Source organism: Paraburkholderia sp. LEh10 (assembly GCF_017814945.1).
Taxonomy (GTDB): Bacteria; Pseudomonadota; Gammaproteobacteria; order Burkholderiales; family Burkholderiaceae; genus Paraburkholderia.
The window spans coordinates 23613-39335 of record NZ_JAGIPX010000013.1 but is presented as its reverse complement, the minus strand read 5'-3'; the positions used below and the strand labels follow the sequence as shown (position 1 = coordinate 39335).

The window sequence follows — 15723 nt, the reverse complement described above, 5'->3', positions numbered from 1 at the left end:
CTTCGAACGGTTCGACCTGGGCTATGATGACGGCATCGGCGACCCTACGCACCATGAACCGCTTCCTCATCGTTGTTGGCATGCTGTGCATTCTTGCTGGCCTCGGATGGCACTGGCTCGCGCGCATCCCGTTTGGCCGGTTGCCCGGCGACATTCATATCGTCCGGGACGGATTCAACTTTCATTTCCCGATCGTCACGTGCATCGTGATTTCGGCCGTGCTGTCGGCGCTGCTGTGGCTCTTGCGGCGTTGAGCACGTCTGAGCCGGTCGTCGAAAATTGAGTTCCCGGCATGTCGAATTTGATGGTCTTCCCTCGTCGTTCAAACGGCAGCATGCGGCTTGCTTTCGCATTTCGCCAACATTGACAGGAGATTCTCGATGACGATTCAAAAGATCACGCCTTTTCTCTGGTACTCCACGCAAGCTGAGGAGGCTGCTGCGTTCTATACGGCTATCTTTCCCGACTCACGCGTGGTTCGGGTCACGGAGGTGCCAAGTGCTGGTTCGACGAAGGTCGTCGAGTTCGAGCTCTTTGGACAGCCGTTCATCGCGATGAGCTCCAAGGGACCCGACTCGTTCAATCACGCGATATCGCTGATGGTCAACTGTGACGATCAGACGGAACTCGACCGCTATTGGGGCGCCTTTCTCGAAGGTGGCAGCGTGACCGAGGCGTGCGGCTGGTTGAAGGACCGCTTCGGCGTCTCATGGCAGATCGTTCCGAACGATCTCATCGGGATGATGGCCGACCCCGATCCAGTAAAAGCCACACGCGTTGCGCAGGCCATGATGAGCATGACGAAGTTCGACGTCGCCGCGCTGAAAGCGGCCTATTCGGGCGCGGCGAATTAGCGGGAACCCATGCATGGTAGAGCGCGGCTGGCGTTGCACGCGTTCAGCCGACGCTCATGCGAATTACGCGGCGCAACAATTGCCGGGCTGCTTCACATGAGGGTAGCTTTTCCCGCTCGCGGCAACTCTAGCTTCGAATAAAAGGGTGCGATAGGGAACGTCCTACTGATGAGCAGGCCGCTTCTTTCTATGTACCGGTCGGGAAAGTTCAGCGGGTGTGTGAGTGAGACAACGATATCGCCGGGCTGAAATGAACGTTTGCACGGGAGTGCAAGCCGTATTGCCTGCCAGTGCAATGCGCACGTCCGTCGTCCGAAGCCGCTGCAGTATCCGGACGACGGACCCGTTCTCCGCCGTCATTCTCCGCCGTCATTCTCTTTTCGTCTTCTCTTGCTCCCGCTTCTGCTGCGGGTCGGAGCCGCGTTGAGTCGGCGCCCTCGTGCATGCGTCCGGGGGCATTACATAGGGCACGTCTTCGCAGCAGCACGCATACACAGGAAACCCGTACGCGTTGGTGCGGATGATGGTCGTTGGCCCGTGCAGCGGGCACACCGCTTTCATGACGCCTCCTTGAACCCTCTGGTCAACACTTTCTATCGTACACGCGGCTCGCCCGTTCGACATGGGCAAGCAGCCGTGCACGGCGTCGCGCACTGCGAAGCCTGCCGTCATGGGATCCAACCCTTTTCTCGTCCTATCGCGACGGCCTGGGTCCCGTTGTGCGCACCGAGCTTCGCATTGCACCCATGCGTAAACCAGTCCGATGCGCGGCTCCGACGCGAGCAGCGCAGGCCCGATGCGGTCGAGCCAGCGCATTAGCAAACGGATGCGGCCCGCGCCGAGCAGGCGTCGCGAGTGCCGGACGATTTGCGCCAGCGCTGCCTCGTGCTCTTCGGCATCCAGCAGATGCTCGATTGCGGGAATCGGCTGCGCTTCCTCGATGAACCAGCGTGCGGCTGCCCGATGGATCTGCGCTTCGCGCTCCGGATGACCGGCGTGCAGCCGGTGACGCAGGAAACTCGCAAACAGCCGGTGATAGCGATACCAGTTGCGCTCGCCGTCGAGCGGAACCAGAAACAGGTTCGAACGCCTGCGACGACGGGCAATATTCTCGATGTTTCGGCATCGTATAGCGGCTACGGACTGTGCGCCGGCATTGCCCATCAGTACCAGCATTCGGGTTCGAGACCATTCCGGGTCTGCCCGTCGCGCTGACGCTCGCCGATACCGAGCACTATTCGGCGGGGCTCGCGTATCGCATCGGCATCGTCAATCTTCAAGCCAACTATTCGTACAACCGCGCGAAGGATGTGCCGGCGCGCTCGCTGGCGGCGCTGCTGCACGCTTCGCATCCGTACAGTCTTGCCGAAGTGGGCGCGGCGATCCAGGCGACGCCCGCCGATGTGTTCGAAATCACAGGCATCAACCGCAACGTGCGCGGCGCCGACGACAGCACCTGGGGAATCCAGGCCGGCTACGACCATTTTCTGTCGAAGCGCACGAGCCTCTGCGTCCGCGCCGGCTACATGAAGAATCATGGCGAAGCGACGACGAGCTGGCCGTTCGTCAGCGTCAAGGCGAAAGGCACGTCGCAGACGTTGGCTGTGCTCGGCATGACCCACCGCTTCTAGTTTCGCGCAGCGGGGCAGGCGGGTGCGGCCGGCACGCGCGTGGTGCGCTTCCCGCCGCTACACCGCAAACAGCTGTCCGAGCTGCGGCTCGCTGTCGCGCACGGCTGCAAGCCGCAACGCATGCCAGGCCATCGCGAAGTTACTCGATAGAACGGGCTTGCCCGTCTGTGCCTCCAGTTGCGGAATCAACGATGCGACCCGCAGGCTCGTGCAGGAGACGAACACGGCGTCCGTATCGTCGTGCTGCGCGAGTTGCGCGATTGCCGAGCGGATCGATGGGGCATCGATGCGGGCGACTTCGTTATCGTCCGCATGTTCGAACGACGCCACGCGCGGCACGCCGATTCCACGTGCGTCGATGTAGTCGCGCATGAAGTCGTTGATGGTGCGCACATACGGTGTCAGCAACGCGACCCGCCGCACCTCCAGCGCAGCGAGCGCCGCGATGGCTGCCGTGATCGGCGTCGTGCACGCGATGCCGGGACGCGCCTCGCGTATGCGTTCGAACACGCGCTCCTCGCCGATCACCATGGATGCCGACGTGCAGCCGAATGCCACCACGTCGAGCCGCTCGCCGGGCAGAAGCAGGCCGACGGCGGGCGCGATGCGGGACTCGATTTCCGCGAGTCGCGCCGGCGTGATGTCGGGCGAGTTCTCCAGACGGCTTTCGTAATACGCGACGCCGTCTTGCCGGAGCAGCTGCCGCCATTCGTGTTCGATCGTGTGGTCGGTTGCCAGCACGACGAGACCGATCGCGGCGCGGCTTGCGATCCCGTCGTCGAACTCGCAATCGAGCTTCATATAGGCGTCCTGACGCAGTGAGGTCGTGCTCATTTGATCGTCATCCCTGTCATGTCGAGTTCGGGTGTGCGCCCGGCCATGATGTCGGCGAGCAGTCTTGCGGTGCCGCACGCCATCGTCCACCCCATGTGTCCGTGACCCGTGTTCAGAAACAGATTGCGGTGGCGCGTCGCGCCGATCAGCGGCGTGCCTTCGGGCGTCATCGGACGCAGCCCGGCCCAATAGCCCGGCTTCGTGTAATCGGCGCCGTCGGGAAAGAGCTCGCGTGCCGTGCGCAGGATTGAATCGAAGTCGGCGGGCGTGTGATGCGTGTCATAGCCCGCGAACTCGGCCGTCGCGGTGAAGCGCAGCCGCTCGCCGAAGCGCGCCCACGCAACGAGATGGTTTTCGTCGACGCCGCCCATTTGCGGCGGACGATGCGCGGGCCCGACCGGAAAGGTCGCCGAATAGCCTTTGACGGGATAGATGGCCAGCCTGTATCCGAGCGGCCGCGCGAGAATCGGCGAATACGAGCCGAGCGCCAGCACGTAGTCGTCCCCTTCCATGAGCCCCGCCGACGTACGGACGCCTGTGATCCTGTCCGCCGTGGCTTCGATCCTGCTGATGGGCGCGTCGAACACGAAGCGCACGCCGAGACGCTCGCACGCGCGTTGCAACTGCCGGGTGAACTGATGCGCGTCGCCGCTTTCGTCGGTCGGACAGTAGATCGCGCCTGCAATGCGCTCGCGGGCCTGCGCGAGCGCCGGCTCGCGTTGCGCGACTTGCGCGGCATCGAGCGTTTCGAGTTGCAAGCCGTTTTCGACGAGGATCGTCATGTTCGCGCGGCCGCGCTCGAACGACGCCGCATCGCGATAGAGATACAGCAGCCCGCGCCTGATCCCGTCGTATTGCAGCTGCTCGTTTGCCGTCAACTGCTGCAGCTGATGCTGCGCATAGCGGCACAGCCGTACCTTGCGCGCGGTGTTTTCGCGCGAGCGCGCCGCCGTGCAGTTGCGCAGGAACAGCACGCACCACGCCCACATGTGCGGATCGGCGTTGAGCCGCAGCCGAAGCGCCTGTCCTTCGACGAATAACGATTTCAGCAGGATTTTGGGCGCGCGCGGCGAAGCCCAGGTGTACGAATGCCCCGGCGCGACGAGTCCGGCGTTGGCAAAACTGGTTTCGAGCGCAACGCCCGGACGGCGATCGAGCACGGTGACGGCGCGGCCGTCCCGCGCGAGGTAGTACGCCGTGGTCACGCCTGCAATGCCGGCGCCCAGCACGATGCTCTTCACGCGCGCCTCCTGCCGTGATCTACGAAATATAAGTCTGCCGCCGCCTGCAGGGGTGATTTATACGCGCATACCCTATACCGGCCTTGCGGACTTCGGGATCTATCATGGAGAAGGCGCTTTTGCGCCGCTAGCGCGACAGCTGTATCCCAGCTCGCGCGATACCGCAACATGACGATCCATTACGTTGCGCTAACTGACCGCTGGCTTACCCGCCTCGCGGGGCGTCCGGTCGGATTCACAGTCAGGAGCCACGAACATGAATACTCAGAACAATGGCATGCCCGACGCCGTCCGCGTTCTGCGGCAAACCGTCAGCGCCGCGATCGTCGCGCTGGCGGCTCTCGCAGCGCTCACGCCCGAAGCGGCGCACAGCCAGACCATCAAGATCGGCGTACCCGTGCCGCTGTCGGGCAGCAGCGCCAATGCCGGGGCGGATATCGTGAACGGCGCGAAGCTGGCGGCAGCGAAGATCAACGCGGCGGGCGGCGTGCTCGGCAAACAGATCGAACTCGTGCCGGAGGATGACGCCTGCGACGCCCAAACGGCCGTGCAGGCCGCGCAGAAGCTGATCGACGCGGGCGTGGTCGCGGTGGCGGGCGGATATTGCTCCAGTGCCGCGTTGCCCGAGTTGACGGCGCTTCACCGCTCCGGCATTCCCTTCGTGCTGGATGCGTCGACCAACCCGAAGCTCACCGAAATGGGTTACGACAATGTGTTCCGCACCATTGGACGTGACGATCAGCAGGGCCCGTTCGCGGCCAGCTTCATCAAGAATTCGCTGCACGCGAAGCGCGCGGCCGTCATCGATGACAACACAACCTACTCGAAGGGACTGGCGCAGAACACGGTCGAAGCCCTCAAAAAAGGCGGCGTCGAGGTCGTCTATGCCGACTCGATCACGCCTGGCCAGATGGACTACTCGCCGACTCTCACCAAAGTCGCGTCGCTGAAACCGGACGTGATCTACTACACCGGCTACTTCTCGGAAGCGGGACTGCTCGTGAAGGAAGCGCGGCAACTGGGCCTCAAGATGACGCTCATGGGCGGCGACGCGACCAACGACCCGACGCTGATGAAAACGGCCGGACCGGCCGCCGACGGCATGATCATCACGACCTCTCCGCTCGCGCAATTCCTTTCCGGCGCGCACGGCTACGTCGACGACTATACGAAGGCCTACGGCCAGGCCCCAGGCCCCTATTCGGTGTACGAATACGACGCCGTCGCCGTCACGGCGAAGGCGATCGCCGATGCGAAATCGGCTGATCCGAAGGCAATCGTCGCCGCGCTGCACAAGATCAAGGACTATCCAGGCCTGACAGGCACGATCGGTTTCGATCCCAAGGGCGATCGAACCCGCGCCGTCTATATCACGATCATCGTGCGTAACGACCAGTTCACGGCCTACCAGAGACAGGACGCGGCCGGTAACTGGGTGGCGATGAAATAGGCGCTGCGGCGGACTTGTCGAGGCCATGAGCACCTTTTTCCAGTACGTCGTCGAAGGGCTGACGATCGGCTCGTTCTACGCGCTCGTGGCCCTCGGCTACACGATGGTCTACGGCATCATCCGGCTCATCAATTTTGCGCATGGCGACCTGTTCATGGTCGGCGCGTTCATCGGCTGGACCAGCCTCGCGGCGCTCGCCAGCGCGCATCTGCCCCTCGCGCTGGCGCTGCTCGCCGCATTCGCGGCTTCGATGGTCGCGACAGGCGCACTCGGTGTCGCGATTGCGCGCGTCGCCTATCAGCCGCTGCTGCGCGCGCCGCGCCTGTCGATCCTCATTACCGCGCTGGGTATTTCGCTGGCGCTCGAAAACGCCGTGCTGCTGATCTATGGCGCCGGCTTTCGCACCTATCCGCACCTGCTCACGCACACGGGGCTGAATCTGCTCGACGTGCAAATCACGTTTGCGCAGATCGGCATCGTTGCCGCGAGCTTCGCGCTGATGCTGGGGCTCTACTTTTTCGTCCATCACACGTTCCTCGGCACCGCGATGCGCGCGCTCGCCATCGATCAGGATGCGGCCCGCCTGATGGGGATCGACGTCGAGCGGATGATCCAGCTCACCTTCTTCATCGGCTCGGTTCTCGCGGCCGTCGCGGGCGTGATGGAGGGTCTCTTTTATACGCAGATCAACTTTTTCATGGGCTTCGTGCTCGGCTTGCGCGCCTTCACGGCGGCCGTGCTCGGCGGCATCGGCAATATTCCCGGTGCGATGGCGGGCGGCCTGCTGATCGGCCTGCTCGAAGCATTCGGCGCGGGCTATGTGTCGTCGCAATGGACGGACGTGTTCGTGTTCGGCGTGCTGATCGCGGTGCTGGTGGTCAAGCCGACGGGCCTGTTCGGCGAGCGCGTCGTCGAGAGGATGTAGCCCATGCGCGCACCGGCTTCGATGCCAGCATGGCCGACGATCGTCACGGTCGGGCTGCTCGCCATCGCCGTCGCGCTGCCGGCTTTCTCCAGCAACTACGTGGTCGATGTCGCGCTGACCATCGTCACGTACTCGATCCTCGGCCTCGGGCTGAATATCGTCGTCGGCTATGCGGGGCTGCTCGATCTCGGCTACGCGGCATTCTTCGCGATCGGCGCGTACACGACGGCCCTGCTCGAAACACTGCTGGGCTTTTCGTTCTGGGAGACGCTGCCGTTCAGCCTCGCGTTTGCGGGCGTGTCGGGCGTGGTGATCGGCTATCCGACGCTGCGTCTGCGCAGCGACTATCTGGCCATCGTCACGCTGGGCTTCGGCGAGATTACGCGCATCGTCGCGACCAATCTCGACATCACGGGCGGTCCGAACGGAATCTACGGGATCGCGAGCCCGAGTCTGTTCGGCTATGAGATCAGCTCGCCGCGCGCGGTGTTCGAACTGGGCATGGCGTTTCTCGTCGTCGTGCTGCTGTTCGCCGTGCGTCTTGGCCGGTCGCGGCTCGGGCGTGCGTGGACGAGCATCCGCGAGGACGAGGCGGCCGCCGAGGCGGTCGGCGTTCCGACACTGCGCGTGAAGCTTCTCGCGTACGTGATGGGCGCGCTGATCGGCGGCAGTGCGGGCAGTCTGTTCGCCGCGCGCTTCGGCACCATCGATCCCACGGGCTTCACGTATCTGCAATCCGTGACGATTCTCATCATCGTCGTGCTCGGCGGACGGGGCAGCATTCCGGGCGTGATTCTCGGCGCGATCATCGTCGCCGGTGTGCCGGAATTGCTGCGCTTTCTGAACCTGTGGCGCATCTTCGGCTTTGCCGTCGCGCTCGTGATCTTGATGCTGCTGCGACCGCAAGGCCTGTGGCCTGTCCGCGCAAAACACGCGATGCCGCAGGCGGATCTGTCGGGCGTGGCGCCTGCGCCCGCACCGCCCGCCGTCACGACCGGGGCGGGCGAAACACTGCTCGAGGTTCGCGATCTGGCGTGCCGCTTCGGCGGCGTGCTGGCGGTGGGAGGAATCAGCTTCGACGTGCGCGGCGGCGAGATTCTTGCGCTGATCGGCCCGAACGGGGCGGGCAAGACGACGGTCTTCAACTGCCTGACGGGCGTGATCCGCGCGAGCGCCGGGCGTCTGTTCTGGTGCGGCGCCCCGCTCGGCGGCGGCGCGCCGCACCGCAACGTGCATCGCGGCATCGCTCGCACCTTTCAGGGCATTCGCCTGTTCGGGCACATGAGCGCGTTCGAGAACGTGCTGACGGGGATGGACCACCGGTTGCATACGCCGCTTGCCGCCGAACTGATGGGGACGCCGTCCGCCCACGCCGAGGCGGCCGAACACGAGGCGCAAGGGATGCGCTGGCTCGACATGGTCGGCCTTGCCGCGCGGGCGCGCGAATACGCGGCCGATCTGCCGTACGGCGATCAGCGCCGGCTCGAAATCGCGCGCGCATTGGCCAGCAATCCGCGCCTGCTGCTGCTGGACGAGCCGGCCGCCGGGATGAACCCGACCGAGAAGCACGCGCTGATGGAGCTGATCCGGCGCATTCGCGCGCTGGGCGTCACGGTGCTGCTGATCGAACACGACATGACGCTGGTCATGGGCGTGTCGGACCGGATTATCGTGATGGATCACGGCGTGATCATCGCCGAGGGTCCGCCCGCGCAGGTCCAGAGCGATCCGCGTGTGATCGATGCTTATCTCGGCACGGCTGACGAAGATGACACGGGCGATGTCGCCAGCGGGGAGAAGTCGCTGTGGAACTCCTAGAAGTCCGCGATCTGCGCGTGAGCTACGGCAATATCGAGGCATTGCATGGCGTCTCGCTCGATGTCGGAGCGGGCGAGATCGTTGCACTGCTGGGCGCCAATGGCGCGGGCAAGACCACGATGCTCAGGACCATCTCGGGCCTGATCCGGCCGCGCGCCGGACGGATTGCGCTGTCCGGACGGCCGCTGACGGGCATGCATTCCCATCAGATCGTCGCGCTCGGCATCGGACACGTGCCTGAAGGGCGGCGCGTGTTCGGCGCGCTGAGCGTCGAAGAGAACCTGCGGCTTGGCGGCTATCTGTTGCGCCGCGACGCTGCCGCGCTCGAACGCCGTGTCGGCTCCCTCTATGAGACCTTTCCGCGGCTCGGCGAGCGGCGCGGCCAACTGGCGGGCACGCTCAGCGGCGGCGAACAGCAGATGCTCGCCATCGCGCGCGCGTTGATGCTCAAGCCGAGGCTCGTGTTGCTCGACGAGCCGTCGATGGGGCTCGCGCCGAAACTGGTCCGCGCGATCTTCGGCATGATCGCGGATGTCTGTACGGAAGGCGCGGCGGTGCTGCTTGTCGAGCAGAACGTCAGACAGGCGCTTCGCATCGCGCACCGGGCGTATGTGCTGGAAGGCGGGAGCATGGCGCTGTCGGGCGCGTCGCGGGATCTCGTCAACGACAGCCGGGTCCGCGCCGCGTATCTTGGAGGCAGTGCGTCGTCGGCGGCTTGACGGGCGAGGCCTGTGCCGGCATCACGTGAATGTGACGGGTGCCGGCGCCGTGCCAGGCTGCGCACGCTGACCGCTTTTTCAAGGAGCGACCTCATGTTGAACTACCCTGCCGCCTATCAGTCGACAACAGGTTCCGCGCTCGACGTCGACAAGGACTTCTATCGGCGCATCGCGGCCGAGCACGATGGCCGTGAGCTGGTCGAGTCGATCGTCGTTCCGATACGTTCGGGCCGCGCGTGGACGGTGCCAGCCGGGCATGTTTTCCGCATTGTGACGATCGAGGGGCCGCAGGTTGCGGACCTCAATCTATGGAATCTGCACAATCCGCGCGAACGGATGTGGGCGTCGCGCACGCGCCAGCTTCAGGCGGCGCACGTGAGCACCTTCGACCGGCTATGGTCGACGCTTCCGTTTCTGCGCCCGATGGTGACGATCACGGACGACAGCCTGGCAGACTATGGCATCGACGAGCATGGCGGCCGCGTTCACGATCTGCTTGGCACCCGTTGCGATCCCTACGTGAACCGCATGCTGACGGGGGAGGACTTCCACTTTCATTGCCATTCGAACCTGACTCGCGCCATCGCGCCATATGGACTGACCGAGTACGACGTCCACGATGTCCTGAACGTCTTCCAGTGCACGGGATTGAATCTCGATGACAAGTACTTCATGAAGGCATGCCCGGCAAAAAAGGGCGACTATCTGGAGTTCTTTGCGGAGATCGACTTGCTGTGTGCGTTATCGACGTGTCCGGGCGGCGACCTGTCGCTGCCGATGTGGGGCCCCGATGCGCGTGATCCGCTCGAAGTGTGCAGGCCGCTCGGCGTCGATGTTTACCGGCTCGCGCCGCAATTGCTCGACGGATGGTCGCCGCCGCCCGTCGCTGCCTACAAGGGTCAGCACGGCTTGACGCTGCAGCAGCCGGACTGGAAGTAATCGATCGGGGACAGCCGCGAGCGGGTGGATGCCGCTCTGCTTTCGGCCACGCCGTCCCCTTCGACGGTTCAACCGTTCAGTAGTAAAGCCAGCGCCCATATTCCGGCGACCAGTACCAACGGCCGGTTTGCGGTGCCGGCTGATACTGGGCAACCCAGGGCGCGGGAGGCGAATAGTACGGATAGGGGCGCGGAGCCGCATACGCTGGTTGCTGCACATAGCCGTACGGCTGCGGCGCTGGCCGCATCGCCGCGGGTGGCGGCGCGTATTGCGGCTGCGGCCGGGGTGCGTAGCGAGGCTGCGTGGTGTACACCTGTGCCGCGCGCGGCGCGACGGCTTCATCGCCGGCTTCGTCTTCGTCGTCGGCGACCTGCGGCGGCGGCGTCACATACTGCGCCGTGCGTCCCGTATAGGGCCGCGTACTGCTGTTGCGCACTTGCGCATCCGCGCTTCGGACCGGTTGCTGGTTCTGTCGCGGCGCGGGCGCAGCCGAGGCGTCGGCGGCTTCGGCTGCATCGGCCGTGAAGCGCCGGGCCGCCGGCTGCGGCGGCGCGGCGTGCGCTTCGGTGGCGGGAGGCGTCTGCGTGCTTTGCTGGCCGGGTAGCGGTCTTGCCGTGACGGGCACCTCCTGCACGGTTTCGACGTCGCTCGTGTCGCTGTACACGTGCTTGATGTCGAGGATCGGCTTGCGCACGGGCGGCGTCGAAGTCTTTTGAGTTGGCGCTGCCGTTGCGGGCGGCGCGTTGGCTGTGTTCGGCGAGGCACTCTGCCGGGTGGCGGCCTCGCGCGCGTATTCCTCTTTTGCCGCCTTGTAGCCGCGATCGTAGGCGGCCTTCACTTCCCGGTCCTGCGCGTCGGCATCCTCGGCTGCGTTGTACGCGTGCGACGACGCCGAAAACACACAGCCTGCGGCCAGTAATACGACGGCCGAGGTCCGCCTCGAGCTTCTGTCCATGAAGCCCTCCCTTTATGGTTATTGATAAGGAATCGTACAACGCCGTGCGTGACAGGCAAACGTCTGAAGTGTCGTTAAGTTCGCTGGCTAACCGAGTCTGTGGCGAGACTTTGGCGGCGCATTGGAGAAGCGCAGCGGTGCCCGCCGTGCGCGCGAATTACTCAAATCCGAAATGCCAGAGTTCAATACTGAAACCAGACTTTGACGCCGTGAACGGTGGAAGGTTGATAAATCAACCGCTTCGAGCGGTCATGCAAGCTGGCTTGGTTCTTGCTGTCCAGTAGCGGAGCAATTTTTCAGCCAAACTTAACAGGAAGGACCGCAATGAATCGCGTAGCAGGCAGGGGACAATCGGTACACGTCGATTACGATTTGAAGGCGAGCGCGCAACAGCGCGATGCGGGCGACGAAAGCAAAAAGGGCCCATCGGAATCCTTCACGAACTGGGCATGGTCAACGGGACAAGGTCACTACGACTGGATGGATTCCCACGTGCCATTCGCAACCCTCGACTAGCGGTTGAATAGATCGCTGCCGCGCCGTTTCCTCCTCACGATCGGCTTCAGCGCGCAACGGCGCGGCTTTCGATCTAATCTGAACATGCGCGTGCGCGGTGTGGCTCGCGCGCACATGCCAATGGCGCTTTCTGACAATCACGGTCCGCTTCGCGGGCCTAGTATGCAATGAGTTCCATCGGCCGCCTTTGCGCCGAGCGCGGCTGAAGGTGAGTGCGAACGGCTGCCCACTTGCGACACCCTGGTTTGCGGGCGTGTCGCGACCATCTAAGAGTTTCCGTCTACATGAACTACGCCCCGATCAGATCCCTGTTAATCGCCAACCGTTCCGAGATCGCGATCCGCGTGATGCGCGCGGCCGCCGAGATGGACATCCGGACCGTGGCCATCTACTCGAAGGAAGACCGGCTCGCGCTTCATCGTTTCAAGGCCGACGAGAGCTATCTGGTGGGTGAGGGCAAAAAGCCGCTCGCCGCCTACCTCGATATCGACGATGTTCTGCGCGTCGCAAGACAGGCAAAGGTCGACGCCATTCATCCGGGTTACGGTTTTCTCTCGGAGAACCCTGAGTTCGCGCAAGCTGTTATCGATGCGGGCATACGCTGGGTCGGCCCCACGCCGGACGTCATGCGCATGCTCGGCAACAAGGTGGCGGCGCGCAACGCGGCGATCGCGGCCGGGGTGCCCGTGATGCCCGCCACGGACCCGTTGCCCCGCGACCTGGACGCATGCAAGCGCCTCGCGGCCGGAATCGGCTATCCGCTGATGCTCAAGGCAAGCTGGGGCGGCGGCGGGCGGGGCATGCGGGTGCTCGAAACCGAGCGGGATCTCGAAACGGCCCTGGCCGCGGCGCGGCGCGAAGCGCTCGCCGCGTTCGGCAATGACGAGGTGTACGTCGAGAAGCTGGTGCGGCATGCGCGCCACGTCGAGGTGCAGGTGCTCGGCGACGCGCACGGCAATCTCGTGCATCTGCATGAGCGGGACTGCACCGTGCAGCGGCGCAATCAGAAAGTCGTCGAGCGGGCGCCCGCCCCTTACCTGGATCACGCGAAACGTGCCGAGTTATGCGAGTCCGCGCTGCGGTTGATGCGCGCGGTCGGCTACACGCACGCCGGGACCGTCGAATTTCTGATGGACGCGGACTCGGGCCAGTTCTACTTCATCGAGGTGAATCCGCGCATCCAGGTCGAACATACGGTGACCGAGGTGATCACCGGCGTCGACATCGTCAAGGCGCAGATCCGCATTACGGAAGGCGGCACGATCGGGCTCACGGAAGACAGGCTGGATCACGACGGCGCCGTCAGCACGCGTGCCGCCGGTGTGCCGGCGCAGGCTGAGATTCCGCTGAACGGGCATGCGCTTCAATGCCGGATCACCACGGAAGATCCCGACAATGGCTTCCTGCCCGACTATGGGCGGCTCACCGCCTACCGTAGCGCCGCGGGATTCGGCGTGCGCCTCGATGCGGGCACGGCTTACGGCGGCGCGGTGATCACGCCGTATTACGATTCGCTGCTGGTGAAGGTGACCACGTGGGCGCCGACTGCCGCCGAATCGATCCGGCGGATGGACCGCGCGCTGCGCGAATTCCGCATTCGAGGTGTCGCGTCGAACCTGCAGTTTCTTGAGAACGTGATCAACCATCCGGCCTTTGGGCGAGGCGACGTGACGACGCGTTTCATCGACCTGACGCCGGAGCTGCTCGCGTTTACGAAACGGCGTGACCGGGCGACCAAACTGCTGCGCTATCTCGGCGAGGTGTGCGTCAACGGCAATCCGGAAATGGGCGGACGCTCGCTGCCGTCGCTGCCGCTGGCGAGACCCGTGCTTCCCGCCGTGGATACTTCCGGCCCGTTGCCGACAGGGACTCGCGACCGTCTGCGCGAACTGGGCGCCGAAAAGTTCGCGCGCTGGATGCTGGACCAGAAGCAGGTGCTGCTGACGGACACGACCATGCGCGATGCGCACCAGTCGTTGTTTGCCACGCGCATGCGCACGGCCGACATGCTGCCGATCGCACCGTTTTACGCCCGCGAGCTTGCGCAGCTCTTTTCAATGGAATGCTGGGGCGGGGCGACCTTCGACGTGGCGCTGCGCTTCCTGAAGGAAGATCCGTGGGAGCGCCTTGCGCAGTTGCGCGAACGCGTGCCCAACATCCTTTTCCAGATGTTGCTGCGTGGCTCGAATGCCGTCGGCTATACGAACTACGCGGACAATGTCGTGCGCTTCTTCGTGCAGCAGGCCGCGAGCGCGGGCGTCGATGTGTTCCGCGTGTTCGATTCGCTGAACTGGGTGCGCAATATGCGCGTCGCGATCGACGCGGTGTGCGAAAGCGGTGCGCTGTGCGAAGGCGCCATCTGCTATACGGGCGATCTGTTCGACGCTTCGCGGCCGAAGTACGACCTGAAATACTACGTCGGCGTCGCGCGTGAACTCCAGCGCGCCGGCGTGCATGTTCTGGGCATCAAGGACATGGCGGGCATCTGCCGTCCACAGGCTGCCGCGGCGCTCGTGAAGGCGCTCAAGGAAGAGACGGGCTTGCCTGTGCACTTCCATACGCACGACACCAGTGGCATTTCCGCCGCGTCGGCGCTCGCGGCGATCGATGCCGGATGCGATGCCGTCGACGGCGCGCTCGACGCGATGAGCGGCCTCACCTCGCAACCGAATCTGTCGAGCATTGCCGCCGCGCTCGCGGGCACCGGGCGCGATCCGGGGCTCAGTCTGGAACGGCTGCACGAAGCGTCGATGTACTGGGAAGGCGTGCGTCGCTACTATGCACCGTTCGAATCGGAGATCCGCGCGGGCACGGCGGATGTCTATCGGCACGAGATGCCGGGTGGACAGTACACGAACCTGCGCGAGCAGGCTCGCTCGCTCGGGATCGAACATCGCTGGACGGAGGTGTCGCGCGCGTATGCGGACGTCAACCGGATGTTCGGCGATATCGTCAAGGTGACGCCCACCTCGAAGGTGGTCGGCGACATGGCGCTGATGATGGTGGCGAACGACCTGAGCGCGGCTGACGTGTGCGACCCGTCGAAGGAAATCGCGTTTCCGGAATCGGTTGTCTCGTTGTTCAGAGGGGAACTCGGCTTCCCGCCGGACGGCTTTCCAGCGGGCCTGTCGCGCAAGGTCTTGCGAGGCGAACCGCCCGCGCCGTATCGGCCGGGTGACCAGCTTCCGGCCGTCGACCTGGACGCGGCACGCGCACAAGGCGAGGCGGCCTGCGAACATCCCCTCGACGACAGGCAGCTTGCGTCATACCTGATGTATCCAAAGCAGACAGTCGACTACCACGCGCATCTGCGCGCATACAGCGACACCTCCGTGTTGCCGACGCCAGCCTTTTTGTATGGCCTGCAGCCGCAGGAAGAAGTCGCCGTCGATATCGACGCGGGCAAGACGCTGCTGGTGTCGCTACAGGGACAGAATGCCGATGCCGAAGAGGGCATGGTCAAAGTCCAGTTCGAGCTGAACGGACAGTCGCGCACGGCCGTCGTGGAAAAGCGCAGCGCGGTGCATGCGGGACCCGCGCGCAAAGGCCGGCCCGTCGCCGATCCGGCGAATGCGCAGCACGTCGCCGCGCCGATGCCGGGATCGGTTGTCACGGTCGCGGTGCGGCCCGGGCAGCGTGTGTCGGCCGGCAGCACGCTGGTCGCTCTGGAGGCGATGAAAATGGAAACGCACATCGCGGCTGAGCGCGACTGCGAGATTGCCGCGGTCCACGTCCAGCCGGGCGACCGGGTGGCCGCGAAGGACCTTCTGATCGAACTGAAGGACATGGACGCCTGACTGTGCGCACGAGCGCCGGGTCAGGACGGGAGCAAACGCTACGG

The 15723-nt window shown here is 64.5% G+C and carries 14 protein-coding genes; 10 read left to right on the top strand and 4 right to left on the bottom strand.

The features are described from left to right. The first annotated feature begins 53 nt into the window (after window positions 1-53). Together J8I87_RS13370 and J8I87_RS13365 are read left to right on the top strand one after the other, a co-directional pair. Window positions 54-254: a DUF2905 domain-containing protein gene (locus tag J8I87_RS13370; protein WP_209931937.1), complete on the top strand. Its 201-nt coding sequence runs from the start codon at window positions 54-56 to the stop codon at window positions 252-254. Window positions 255-380: 126 nt separating this feature from the next. Then, window positions 381-854 (top strand): VOC family protein, encoded by a 474-nt coding sequence (locus J8I87_RS13365; protein WP_209931936.1) that lies wholly within the window; start codon window positions 381-383, stop codon window positions 852-854. A 369-nt stretch (window positions 855-1223) separates the two neighbouring features. Here J8I87_RS13365 and J8I87_RS44690 read toward each other — a convergent pair whose 3' ends face one another. After that, a complete protein-coding gene (locus tag J8I87_RS44690; RefSeq protein WP_245253906.1) occupies window positions 1224-2030 on the bottom strand; it encodes a hypothetical protein in 807 nt (268 codons plus the stop codon). Between J8I87_RS44690 and J8I87_RS44685 the strand changes: the two genes are divergently transcribed. Then, window positions 2000-2485, top strand: coding sequence for a porin (locus J8I87_RS44685; protein WP_313064448.1), 486 nt, complete (start codon window positions 2000-2002; stop codon window positions 2483-2485). The two genes, J8I87_RS44690 and J8I87_RS44685, sit on opposite strands and share 31 nt — an antisense overlap. A gap of 57 nt (window positions 2486-2542) precedes the next feature. Here J8I87_RS44685 and J8I87_RS13350 read toward each other — a convergent pair whose 3' ends face one another. Both J8I87_RS13350 and J8I87_RS13345 read right to left on the bottom strand, forming a co-directional pair. Next, entirely contained in the window at window positions 2543-3319 is a 777-nt protein-coding gene (locus tag J8I87_RS13350) for an aspartate/glutamate racemase family protein (RefSeq protein WP_209931934.1), read from the bottom strand. After that, complete coding sequence (locus J8I87_RS13345) at window positions 3316-4560, bottom strand: D-amino acid dehydrogenase (protein ID WP_209931933.1); 1245 nt, start codon at window positions 4558-4560, stop codon at window positions 3316-3318. The genes J8I87_RS13350 and J8I87_RS13345 overlap by 4 nt, the downstream gene beginning before the upstream one ends. 256 nt (window positions 4561-4816) lie before the next feature. Here J8I87_RS13345 and J8I87_RS13340 point away from each other — a divergent pair, with 256 nt between their 5' ends. The 5 genes from J8I87_RS13340 (at window position 4817) to J8I87_RS13320 (ending at window position 10411) form a co-directional block, all read left to right on the top strand. Beyond that, complete coding sequence (locus tag J8I87_RS13340) at window positions 4817-6010, top strand: branched-chain amino acid ABC transporter substrate-binding protein (RefSeq protein WP_209931932.1); 1194 nt, start codon at window positions 4817-4819, stop codon at window positions 6008-6010. Between the two features lie 25 nt (window positions 6011-6035). Continuing rightward, complete coding sequence (locus tag J8I87_RS13335) at window positions 6036-6935, top strand: branched-chain amino acid ABC transporter permease (protein WP_209931931.1); 900 nt, start codon at window positions 6036-6038, stop codon at window positions 6933-6935. 3 nt (window positions 6936-6938) lie between these two features. Further along, window positions 6939-8753: an ABC transporter permease subunit gene (locus J8I87_RS13330; RefSeq protein WP_209931930.1), complete on the top strand. Its 1815-nt coding sequence runs from the start codon at window positions 6939-6941 to the stop codon at window positions 8751-8753. Then, on the top strand, window positions 8741-9472 hold the full coding sequence (locus J8I87_RS13325) for an ABC transporter ATP-binding protein (RefSeq protein WP_209931929.1): 732 nt from the start codon (window positions 8741-8743) through the stop codon (window positions 9470-9472). Before J8I87_RS13330 ends, J8I87_RS13325 begins: the two co-directional genes overlap by 13 nt. A gap of 93 nt (window positions 9473-9565) precedes the next feature. Next, the gene (locus J8I87_RS13320) at window positions 9566-10411 is read left to right on the top strand and encodes a DUF1989 domain-containing protein (protein WP_209931928.1); all 846 of its coding nucleotides are present in this window, start codon (window positions 9566-9568) and stop codon (window positions 10409-10411) included. A 76-nt stretch (window positions 10412-10487) separates the two neighbouring features. Here the strand turns inward: J8I87_RS13320 and J8I87_RS13315 are convergent, their stop codons facing one another. Beyond that, on the bottom strand, window positions 10488-11366 hold the full coding sequence (locus J8I87_RS13315) for a hypothetical protein (protein WP_209931927.1): 879 nt from the start codon (window positions 11364-11366) through the stop codon (window positions 10488-10490). A 324-nt stretch (window positions 11367-11690) separates the two neighbouring features. On the opposite strand from J8I87_RS13315, the gene J8I87_RS13310 reads away from it, so the two are divergent. Both J8I87_RS13310 and J8I87_RS13305 read left to right on the top strand, forming a co-directional pair. Next, window positions 11691-11882 (top strand): hypothetical protein, encoded by a 192-nt coding sequence (locus J8I87_RS13310; RefSeq protein WP_209931926.1) that lies wholly within the window; start codon window positions 11691-11693, stop codon window positions 11880-11882. 284 nt (window positions 11883-12166) lie between these two features. Next, window positions 12167-15679 carry a pyruvate carboxylase gene (locus J8I87_RS13305; RefSeq protein ID WP_209931925.1) on the top strand — a complete coding sequence of 1171 codons (3513 nt, stop codon included), beginning with the start codon at window positions 12167-12169 and terminating at the stop codon, window positions 15677-15679. The last annotated feature ends 44 nt before the right edge of the window (window positions 15680-15723 follow it).

Excerpts from the sequence above, each read along its gene's own strand:
- J8I87_RS13370 (WP_209931937.1), top strand. The coding sequence starts at position 54 with ATGAACCGCTTCCTCATCGTTGTTGGCATGCTGTGCATTCTTGCTGGC.
- J8I87_RS13365 (WP_209931936.1), top strand. The coding sequence starts at position 381 with ATGACGATTCAAAAGATCACGCCTTTTCTCTGGTACTCCACGCAAGCT.
- J8I87_RS44690 (WP_245253906.1), bottom strand. The coding sequence starts at position 2,030 with ATGCTGGTACTGATGGGCAATGCCGGCGCACAGTCCGTAGCCGCTATA.
- J8I87_RS13350 (WP_209931934.1), bottom strand. The coding sequence starts at position 3,319 with ATGAGCACGACCTCACTGCGTCAGGACGCCTATATGAAGCTCGATTGC.
- J8I87_RS13340 (WP_209931932.1), top strand. The coding sequence starts at position 4,817 with ATGAATACTCAGAACAATGGCATGCCCGACGCCGTCCGCGTTCTGCGG.
- J8I87_RS13335 (WP_209931931.1), top strand. The coding sequence starts at position 6,036 with ATGAGCACCTTTTTCCAGTACGTCGTCGAAGGGCTGACGATCGGCTCG.
- J8I87_RS13330 (WP_209931930.1), top strand. The coding sequence starts at position 6,939 with ATGCGCGCACCGGCTTCGATGCCAGCATGGCCGACGATCGTCACGGTC.
- J8I87_RS13320 (WP_209931928.1), top strand. The coding sequence starts at position 9,566 with ATGTTGAACTACCCTGCCGCCTATCAGTCGACAACAGGTTCCGCGCTC.
- J8I87_RS13315 (WP_209931927.1), bottom strand. The coding sequence starts at position 11,366 with ATGGACAGAAGCTCGAGGCGGACCTCGGCCGTCGTATTACTGGCCGCA.
- J8I87_RS13310 (WP_209931926.1), top strand. The coding sequence starts at position 11,691 with ATGAATCGCGTAGCAGGCAGGGGACAATCGGTACACGTCGATTACGAT.
- J8I87_RS13305 (WP_209931925.1), top strand. The coding sequence starts at position 12,167 with ATGAACTACGCCCCGATCAGATCCCTGTTAATCGCCAACCGTTCCGAG.